Raw genomic sequence first — 8,339 nt, 5'->3', positions numbered from 1 at the left:
CGTCGGGCCAGGCCAGGCCCTGCCGCGCGAGGTAGTGCCGGGCAAAGCCTTCCAGCCGGTCCGCGTCGGCGCCCAGGCGGGCCAGGGCGTGCAAGGCCATGGGCAGGTGGTTGGTGTAGCCGTTGGGCAGATCCGGCCCCAGGGCGCTGCAGCGGTCCAGCAGGGTCTGCAGGTCGGCGCGAGCGTGGACGTCGGGCCGGGACTGGGCCTGGGGGGAGAGCCGTGAAGGCAGGCGGGACGGCGGAAGGGGCAAGGCGGCAGACGCCTGGCGGGCGAGGGCGGGAAAGGAGGCGGTCATGGCGGGCGCAGCGGCGAAGTGGGATGATGGGCAGCATCTTGCAAGTTAAAGTGAACTTGATGTCAAGCGCCTCGCCGTCCTCCCCCGACACCGTCACCCCGCCAAGGACCACCACCCAGGCCCTGAGCATCAGCGAACTGGCCCGGCGCGCCGGCCTGGCGCCCAGCGCGATCCGCTTCTACGAGCAGCAGGGGCTGATGGCCTCGCTGCGCAGCGCCTCGGGCCGGCGGCGCTACACGCGGGCCGACCTGCGCCGGCTGGCCTTCATCCGCGCGGCCCAGACCCTGGGCCTGTCGCTGGAGGAGATCCGCGCCGCGCTGGCCAGCCTGCCCGAGGGCCGCACGCCCACCAAGGCCGACTGGGAGCAGCTTTCGCGCGGCTGGAAGGCGCTGCTGGACGCGCGCATCGCCGCCATGACGCGGCTGCGCGACCGCCTGGGCAGCTGCATCGGCTGCGGCTGCCTGTCGCTCAAGAGTTGCGCGCTCTACAACGCCGACGACGCGGCCGCGGTGCGCGGCCCGGGCGCGCGCTATCTGCTGGGCGAGGCCCCGGCCACGCAGCCCGCAGCGGAAGCCGCGCCGGTCACGCCGCCCGCAGGCAGTCGACGATCTGCAGCCGGGCGGCCCGCCAGGCGGGGATGAAGCCGCCGATGAAGCCCATGGCCAGCGCGAAAACCAGGGTCTGCACGACGATGCCGGGCGTCAGCTTGAACTGGAAGGCCAGCTCGGCGAAGGTCTGGAAGTTGGTGGTGCTGATGTTGACCGTCTGCATCAGGCTGGCGCCGGCCAGGCCCATCAGGCCGCCCACCAGGGCCAGCAGCAGGCTCTCGCCCAGGAAGGCGGCCAGCACCGCGCCGCGGCGAAAGCCCAGGGCACGCAGCGTGCCGATCTCGCCGGTGCGCTGCGAGACGGCAGCGAACATGGTGATCATCGCCCCCACCACCGCGCCGATGCTGAAGATGATGGACAACGCGGTGCCCAGGATGCGGATGAAGGTGGCCAGGGCCTGGCTCTGTTCCTCGTAGAACTGCACCTCGGGTTTGGCCTCCACGGTCAGCCGCGGGTCGGCGGCGATGACCGCCTGCTGGCGCGCGAAGCCGTCCGGGTCGGCCAGGCGCCAGAGCACCACCGAGTAGGCGCTGCGGCGGAAGGCCTGCATCATCACGTCCACATCGCCCCAGATCTCGCTGTCGAAGGCGGTGTGGGCGGCGTCGAAGATGCCGACGATGCGCCACTCGCGGCCGGCAAAGCGCAGGCTCTGGCCCAGCAGGGCACCGGCAAAGCCGTCGCTGACCGCGCGGCCGACGATGATCTCGGCGCTGCCGGGGCGGAACATGCGCCCGGCCACCAGCCGCACCTGGGGCCGCAGCGCCAGGCCAGCGGCCGAGGTGCCGCGCATGGTCAGGTTGCCGGCCTTGGCGCTGTCCTTCTTGGGCAGGGCGTTGAGCACCACGGTCTCGGCGCTGGCCAGGCGCTGGCCGTCGGCCCCGCGGGCGATGCCCGGCAGGCTGGCCAGGACGGCGGCCTGGCTGCGGTCCACGCCGCTGCTGATCTCCGAGGGCGATCCCTTGCGCAGGGCGATGACGTTGTCGGGCCGGCCGGTGGCCACCAGGGTGGCGCGGATGCCCTCGCTCATCATCAGCACGGTGGCGAAGGTGTAGACCACCAGCGCCATGCCGCCGGCGGTGAGCAGGGTGGTGACGCGCCGCACCCAGAGGTTGCGGGCGATGTAGGACAGCGGCACGGCCTTCATGCAAGGTCCTTCATGCGAGCCCCCTCATGCCATGAACCTCAGCCCGCTGACGATGTCGATGTGGCTCATGCGCCAGGCCGGCCAGGCGGCGGCCACCGTGCCCACCAGCAGGGCCGCGCCGATCTGCAGGCCCATGGTCAGCGGCGTGATGTGGAAGGCCGGCAGGAAGCTGCCCAGCGCATGGGCGATGCCGGCCACCGCCGGGAAGGTGGCCAGCAGGCCCAGCGCACCGCCGATCACCGCGATCAGCAGGCTTTCGCCGAAGAGCAGGGCGACGACGAAGCGTGGCGGGAAGCCCAGGGCCTTGAGCGTGGCGTACTCGGACAGGCGCTCGCGCGCGGTCATGGTCATGGTGTTGGCCATGACCGCCATGATGATGACGATGATGATGAAGCTCACCGCCTGGATGGCCGCCAGGATGGCGTCGCTCATCGAGACGAAGCTGAGCTGGAAGGCGGCCTCGGTCTCGGTCAGGGTCTCGGCCAGGGAGTTGCGGAACTCGGCGTCGATGTGCTGCGAGATGAGGGCGGCATTGGCCGGCTGGTCGATGCCGACGATGAAGGCGCCGGTGCTGTCGCCGCGGCCGGGAAAGCGCTGCTTGATGCTCTCGTTGACCAGCTCGTAGTGGACGAGCATCTGGTTCTCATCGGTCTTGGCCTCGGCGCCGGTCCAGATGCCGCGCAGCGTGAAGGTCCAGGTGCCGGGGTAGATGGTGCCGCGCAGCGGGATCTGGTCGCCGATCTTCCAGCCGTACTGGGCAGCCAGCTTGCGGCCCACCACCGCGCCCTGGCGATCCCGGATGAAGGCCTCCTTCTCCTCGGGCTTGAGCACGTACTCGGGGTAGAGCTGCAGGTAGCTGGCGGGCTCCACCGCGAACTGGGGGAAGAAGTTCTTCTCGCTCTGGTAGATGCCGCCGAACCAGTTGGCCCAGCTGACCGTGGTGACGCCATCGACCGCCTTGATGCGCGGGGCGTAGCTCAGCGGCAGGGCGAAGGTCAGCGAGATGGCGCTGCGGGTGACCAGGCGGGTGCTGGAGCTGGCCTCCACGCCCGCGTACCAGGCGTTGATGAGGGTGCGCAGCAGGCCGAAGGCGGTGATGGCCACGACCAGGCCGAGGATGGTCAGCCCGGTGCGCAGCCGGTGGCGGAAGGCGTTGCGCAGCAGCAGCTTCAACAAGAACATGTCGCCACCGATCCGGCGCTCACGCCGGCGCCTCGTCCACCAGCACGCCCTTTTCCAGGTGCACCATGCGGTGGGCCCGGGCGGCGGCCTTGGGGTCGTGGGTGACCATGACGATGGTCTTGCCCAGTTCGCGCACCAGCGCGTCCATCAGCGTCAGCACCTCCTCACCGGTGGCGCGGTCCAGGTCGCCGGTAGGCTCGTCGGCCACGATCAGGGCCGGGTCGGTCACCAGGGCGCGGGCGATGGCCACGCGCTGCTGCTGGCCGCCGGAGAGCTCATTGGGGTAGTGATCGGCGCGGTCCGTCAGCCCGACCATGGCCAGCACCGTCTCCACCCGCTCGGCCCGCTCGCGCGCGGACAGCGGGGTGAGCAGCAGTGGCAGCTCCACGTTCTCCCAGGCGCTGAGCACCGGCAGCAGGTTGTAGAACTGAAAAATGAAGCCCACGTTCTGGGCCCGCCAGTCGGCCAACTGGCCCTCGCTAAGGGTGGCAATGTCGACCCCGCCGATCTCGATGGTGCCGCTGCTGGGGCTGTCGATGCCGGCGATCAGGTTGAGCAGGGTGCTCTTGCCCGAGCCGGAAGGGCCCATCAGCGCGATGAACTCGCCGGGCATCACGGTCAGCTGGATGTCCAGCAGCACGGGGATGGTCTGGTCGCCGCGCCGGTAGTGCTTGCCCAGCGAGCGGATGCGGATCAGCGGCGTGGGTTCAGCGGCCATTCACTTGGCTCCCGCGGCGGCCACCTTGACCCGGGCCTGGTCCTTCAGGCCCTCGGGCGGCGAGAGCACCAGACGGTCGCCCGCCTTCAGCCCGCCGGCCTGGCGCAGCTCGACCACGTCGCCCAGGGTGCGGCCCTTGGCCACGGTGACGGCGGCGGCCTTGTCGTCGGCGCCGATGCGGAAGACCACCTCGTGCCCGTCGCGGGTGGCGATGGCCTGGGGCGGCACGGCCAGCACCGGCTGCTGGTCGGCGGCGCTGACCGCCTGAGACAGGAAGCTGACCTTGGCGCTCATCTCCGGCAGGATGCGGGGGTCCAGCTGCGCGAAGCGCACCTTGGTCATCACCGTGGCCTTGGCCCGGTCCACCGTGGGCACGATGCGCGAGACGCTGCCGGGAAAGCGCACGCCGGGGATGGCGTCCAGCGTGATCTCCACCGGCTGATCGGGCTTGACCTGGGCGACGTTGGATTCGGAGACATCGGCCTCGACCTCCAGCGTGGACATGTCGGCCACCGTCACCACCGCGCCGGAGGTGCCCGAGGCATTGGAAAAAGGCGTGATCAGGTCGCCCACATTGGCGTTCTTGACCAGCACCACACAGTCGAAGGGGGCGCGGATCTCGGTGAAATCGCGGTTGACCTGCTGGACCTGCACCTGGGCCTGGGCCTGGGCCAGACCGGCGCGCGCGGTGCCCACGCCGGCCACCGCGGCGGCGGTGGCGGCCTGGGCGGCCTGGGCCTGGGTGCGGGCCGTCTCCACCGCCTGGGGCGAGACGAAGTTCTGCGCCGCCAGGCCCTCGGTGCGGCGCAGGTTGTCCTCGGCCAGGGCCTGCTGGGCCTGGGCCTGGGCCTGGCTGGCCTGGGCCTGCCTGAGCGCGGCCTCGGCCTGCTGCACCCCGGCCTGGCTGGCCGACAGCGAGGCCAGCACGTCCGACGCATCCAGCCGCGCGATCAGCTCGCCCTTCTTGAGCACGCTGCCCTCGCGCACCGCCAGTTCCACCAGCCGGCCGGTGGCCTTGGACGCCACGGCCGCGCGGCGCTGGGCCACCACATAGCCCGAGGCGGCCAGCAGGTTGTACTGCTGCGAGCCGTAAGCCGTCTGCACCGCGGTGGCCTGCACCTCGGTGGTGTGGGGGCCGAACAGGCCCGTCGCCACGGCGATGGCCACCACGACCGCCAACACCCCCGGCCAGCGCCGCCGCCGCCGGGGAGCGGCACCGCCCCGCTGGATCTTCAGCCCGGCCAGACCGGTCGGCGCAGGGGAGGCGGGAGCAGCGGCGGGCGAAGGGGTGAGGGGATCGGCCATGGGCGGGAACCAAGCGAGCCAGGGAGACTGCAAGCATGCCACGAGAAGCCCGGCCGCCAGAAACCCGGCCGCCTTGTGCACGGACCGGGCGCTGCTAACGTTGGAAGCCAGGTAGGAACCTCGCGGCCCGGACGGACTCTGACACCGGCGCCCTGACCTTTGCGTGACAAGGAACCCGTTGTGAACCGTCGACATTTCACCCTGCAGACCGCCGCCGCCCTGATGGTGGGCGCGCTCGCCGCCTGCGACCAGACCCCGGCCCAGGCCGCCGCGCCCAGCGTGGCCAAGATCCCGGCCGACCAGGCCTACGCCCTGGCCGCCAAGGGCACCGGCTTCTCCGTGGGGCCGCTGATGGCCGCCCACACCGCCTATGTGTTCTTCGACACCACCTGCCCGCACTGCGCCCACCTGTGGCAGGCCCTGCAGCCCCTGGCCAACCAGGTGCGGGTGGTGTGGATGCCGGTGGGCTATCTGCAGCCCAAGTCCCTGACCCAGGGGGTGACCATCCTGTCGGCCACCGACCCGAAGACCGCGATGGCCGAGAACGAGCAGCGCCTGCTGGCCCGCCAGGGCGGCATCGTGCCGGCCAACCCCCTGAACGAAGACCTGGTGCAGAAGGTCAAGGCCAACACCGCGCTGTTCATGCAGATCAGCGGCGAGAGCGTGCCGCTGGTGCTGTTCCGCAACGCCAAGACCGGCGAATACGGCAGCCAGGCCGGGGCGATGGAAACCGCCCAGTTCGCCGCCCTGCTGGGGCTCTGACCGTCCCCACGGCCCGGCCCTTGCGGGCTAGGGCTCCCGTGTGAAGGACACCGCGATCGCCACCTTCATGGGTTTGGGCGGTCGCGCCAGGGGCGCACTGGCCAGTGCGGCGGCCAGTGCCTTGTCGTCCAGCACGGGGTAGCCGCTGCTTTCCTGGATGGACAGCGAACCGGGCTGGATGTCGCCAGTGGCGGTGATGGCGAAGCGGATCACCGGCGCGCCGACGGCACCGAGCGCCCGCGCCTCGGGCGGATAGACTAGGCGCGACTGGATGGCCTGACGCAGCGCCCGCAGGTATTGCTGGATGGCCGCGGCCTCGTCCGGCGGCCGGGGCGCAAGAAGGGTCTGCGCCGGGCGGGGGTCGTCCGCCGTGCCAGGCGGAGCCACTTCCGGCGCGGGTTCCGGCCTGGGCCGGGCCACCTCGGGCGCCACCGGCGCCGGGGCCGGGGCTGGCAACGCGGCCACCCCAGCCATCGGCGGGGCGGGCGGCGCATGGCGCGGCGCCGGGGTGGGCGCGGGCGCTGGCCTGGGCGCGGCGGGAGGTGGCGCTGGCGGGTGGGCAGTTGGGGCGCCGGTCGCCGCCTCGAGCTGGCGGGTCCCCACCAGCCCGGCCAGATCGAGCACCAGGAGCTGGTGACGCGGCGGCGGTGGCACCGACCGAGCGGCGAACCACAACCAGGGCAGCCCCAACAGGGCGCCGTGCAGCAGCAAGGACACCCCCAGCCACGGCGCAAAGCCGGGGCGCGAGGGGCGCGACCGGGTGTTCACGACCGTGGTGCCTGGGTCTGCACCGCCACCCGGGCAAAGCCCAGCTGCTGGAGCAGATCGGCCACGTCGATGAAGTGCTGCAGGGACACCGCCTGGTCGGCCCGCAGCAGCAGCGGGGTGGCCCGGTCCACGGTGGCCAGACGCTGGCGCAGCTGCGCCGTGCTGACCGCCTCGCTGGCGTAGTAGATGGCCCCGCTGGCGCTGATGGCGATGGTCTGGGTGGGCCGCGCCTCGGCCGGGCTGGCACTGGCCTGCGGCAGCTGGATGGGGATGCGTCCGCTGGCGATGAAGCTGGAGGTGGTCAGCACGATGGTCAGCAGCACCAGCATGATGTCGATGAAGGGCACCATGTTCAGGCTCTCGAAGGACTTCTCGTTCATGCGGCGTCTCCCGCCGCCCGTCCGATCTGCCACTCCAGCGTCAGCACTGTGGCCCGCCGCAGCAGGGTGTTGTAAAGCACCACGGCCACCAGGGCCACCACCAGGCCCGCCGCGGTGGCCTTCAGGGCCAGGGCCAGCCCCATCATGATCTGCCCCGGGTCGACGGCCGGGCCCTGGCTCATCTTGTAGAAGGTCAGCATGATGCCCAGCACCGTGCCCAGCAGGCCCAGGTAGGGCGCATTGCTGGCCACCGAGGCGATCACGAAGAGCTTGCGGCTCAGCGCCAGCTCCAGCGAATGCCGGTCCGGCACGCTGCGCAGGTCCAGGCGGCGAAAGAACAGCAGGCGCTCCAGGCCGATGGCCACCACCAGCACGCTCAGCATGCCCAGCAGGCCGATCACCCCGTAGTCGATCACCCCGCTCAAGCCATTGAGATTCATGTCGTTTGCTCCTTGTCGATGCCGGACGGTGGATCAGAACGCCAGGCCGGCCTGGGCCAGCACGCGGGTCTTGCCGCTGCCGTCCTCCGGCGCGGCCCCCACGGCCCGCGCCACCTGCAGCTTGCCCACCCAGTCGCCCCAGCGCCCCGCCCAGCCCAGGCCCAGGTCGGCCAGGTGGTGGGCGCGCACGGTGGTGTAGCTGCCGTCCTGCAGGGCCACCCGGCCGGCGTCGCCGAACACCCCCAGGGACTGGCTGAAGCCCGCCAGCACCGGCAGGGCGTAGCGCAGCTCGGCGCTGACCAGGCCGCCGTTGTCGCCGCTGACCGACTCACGGTAGGCCCGCACGCCGCCGGGCCCGGCCAGGTTCATCTGCTCGCTGCTGTCCAGGTTCTTGTTGTGCAGGGCTTTCTGGGCGCTGAGCATGGCGCTGGCGGTCCAGGCCGGGTTCAGGTTCAGCCGCAGCTGCAGGCCCAGGTTCAGGTGGGCGAAGTTGCCGCCGGTGCGGGCCCCGGCCTGGTTGAGCGCCCGCTGCGCGGCATCGGTGAAGTCCAGCTCGCCCACGGTCAGGCCCAGGTTGAGCTGGCTGTAGCTGGGCGCATTGAGCAGATTGCCCCAGGCCTCGTGCTGCAGGCCCAGGGTGGCCACGGTGGCGTCCTTGGGGTTGCTGGAGCGGTCGGCGTCGATAACGGCGCGCAGGTGGCGGGCCGCCAGGTTCAGGCTGAGGACCAGGTCTG

Annotated in this window: 10 protein-coding genes and 1 pseudogene; 2 read left to right on the top strand and 9 right to left on the bottom strand. The window is 71.5% G+C overall.

Translation table 11 applies throughout. The annotated features are described in order from the left end of the window. Positions 1–298 (bottom strand): annotated as a pseudogene (locus tag I73_RS05160) (hypothetical protein); the annotation flags it as partial. A 59-nt stretch (positions 299–357) separates the two neighbouring features. Between I73_RS05160 and soxR the strand changes: the two are divergent. Beyond that, on the top strand, positions 358–939 hold the full coding sequence (gene soxR / locus I73_RS26055) for a redox-sensitive transcriptional activator SoxR (protein ID WP_022979637.1): 582 nt from the start codon (positions 358–360) through the stop codon (positions 937–939). Here soxR and I73_RS05150 read toward each other — a convergent pair. Genes I73_RS05150 through I73_RS05135 form a run of 4 tightly spaced genes read right to left on the bottom strand, consistent with a single transcriptional unit; the run spans position 881 to position 5,255 of the window. Continuing rightward, entirely contained in the window at positions 881–2,050 is a 1,170-nt protein-coding gene (locus tag I73_RS05150; RefSeq protein WP_022979636.1) for an ABC transporter permease, read from the bottom strand. The genes soxR and I73_RS05150 overlap by 59 nt on opposite strands. A gap of 24 nt (positions 2,051–2,074) precedes the next feature. Then, positions 2,075–3,232 carry an ABC transporter permease gene (locus I73_RS05145; protein ID WP_022979635.1) on the bottom strand — a complete coding sequence of 386 codons (1,158 nt, stop codon included), beginning with the start codon at positions 3,230–3,232 and terminating at the stop codon, positions 2,075–2,077. 19 nt (positions 3,233–3,251) lie between these two features. Next, positions 3,252–3,950, bottom strand: a complete 699-nt coding sequence (locus I73_RS05140) for an ABC transporter ATP-binding protein (protein WP_022979634.1) — start codon at positions 3,948–3,950, stop codon at positions 3,252–3,254. Beyond that, the gene (locus I73_RS05135; protein ID WP_022979633.1) at positions 3,951–5,255 is read right to left on the bottom strand and encodes an efflux RND transporter periplasmic adaptor subunit; all 1,305 of its coding nucleotides are present in this window, start codon (positions 5,253–5,255) and stop codon (positions 3,951–3,953) included. A gap of 180 nt (positions 5,256–5,435) precedes the next feature. Here I73_RS05135 and I73_RS05130 point away from each other — a divergent pair, with 180 nt between their 5' ends. Next, on the top strand, positions 5,436–6,017 hold the full coding sequence (locus tag I73_RS05130; RefSeq protein ID WP_022979632.1) for a thioredoxin fold domain-containing protein: 582 nt from the start codon (positions 5,436–5,438) through the stop codon (positions 6,015–6,017). A gap of 27 nt (positions 6,018–6,044) precedes the next feature. On the opposite strand, the gene I73_RS32335 is transcribed toward I73_RS05130, so the two are convergent. From I73_RS32335 to I73_RS33065, 4 genes are all read right to left on the bottom strand, one after another. Continuing rightward, the gene (locus I73_RS32335; RefSeq protein WP_148289688.1) at positions 6,045–6,785 is read right to left on the bottom strand and encodes a TonB family protein; all 741 of its coding nucleotides are present in this window, start codon (positions 6,783–6,785) and stop codon (positions 6,045–6,047) included. Beyond that, the gene (locus tag I73_RS05120; RefSeq protein WP_022979630.1) at positions 6,782–7,165 is read right to left on the bottom strand and encodes a biopolymer transporter ExbD; all 384 of its coding nucleotides are present in this window, start codon (positions 7,163–7,165) and stop codon (positions 6,782–6,784) included. Before I73_RS05120 ends, I73_RS32335 begins: the two co-directional genes overlap by 4 nt. Beyond that, complete coding sequence (gene exbB, locus I73_RS05115; protein WP_022979629.1) at positions 7,162–7,605, bottom strand: TonB-system energizer ExbB; 444 nt, start codon at positions 7,603–7,605, stop codon at positions 7,162–7,164. Before exbB ends, I73_RS05120 begins: the two co-directional genes overlap by 4 nt. Positions 7,606–7,638: 33 nt before the next feature. Then, on the bottom strand, positions 7,639–8,339 hold a 701-nt coding region (locus I73_RS33065; RefSeq protein WP_022979628.1), incomplete at its 5' end, for a ShlB/FhaC/HecB family hemolysin secretion/activation protein.

Source organism: Ideonella sp. B508-1 (assembly GCF_000333615.1).
GTDB lineage: Bacteria > Pseudomonadota > Gammaproteobacteria > Burkholderiales > Burkholderiaceae_C > Ideonella.
The sequence above is the reverse complement of the archived record's forward strand: the minus strand, read 5'-3'. Positions and strand labels throughout refer to the sequence as shown.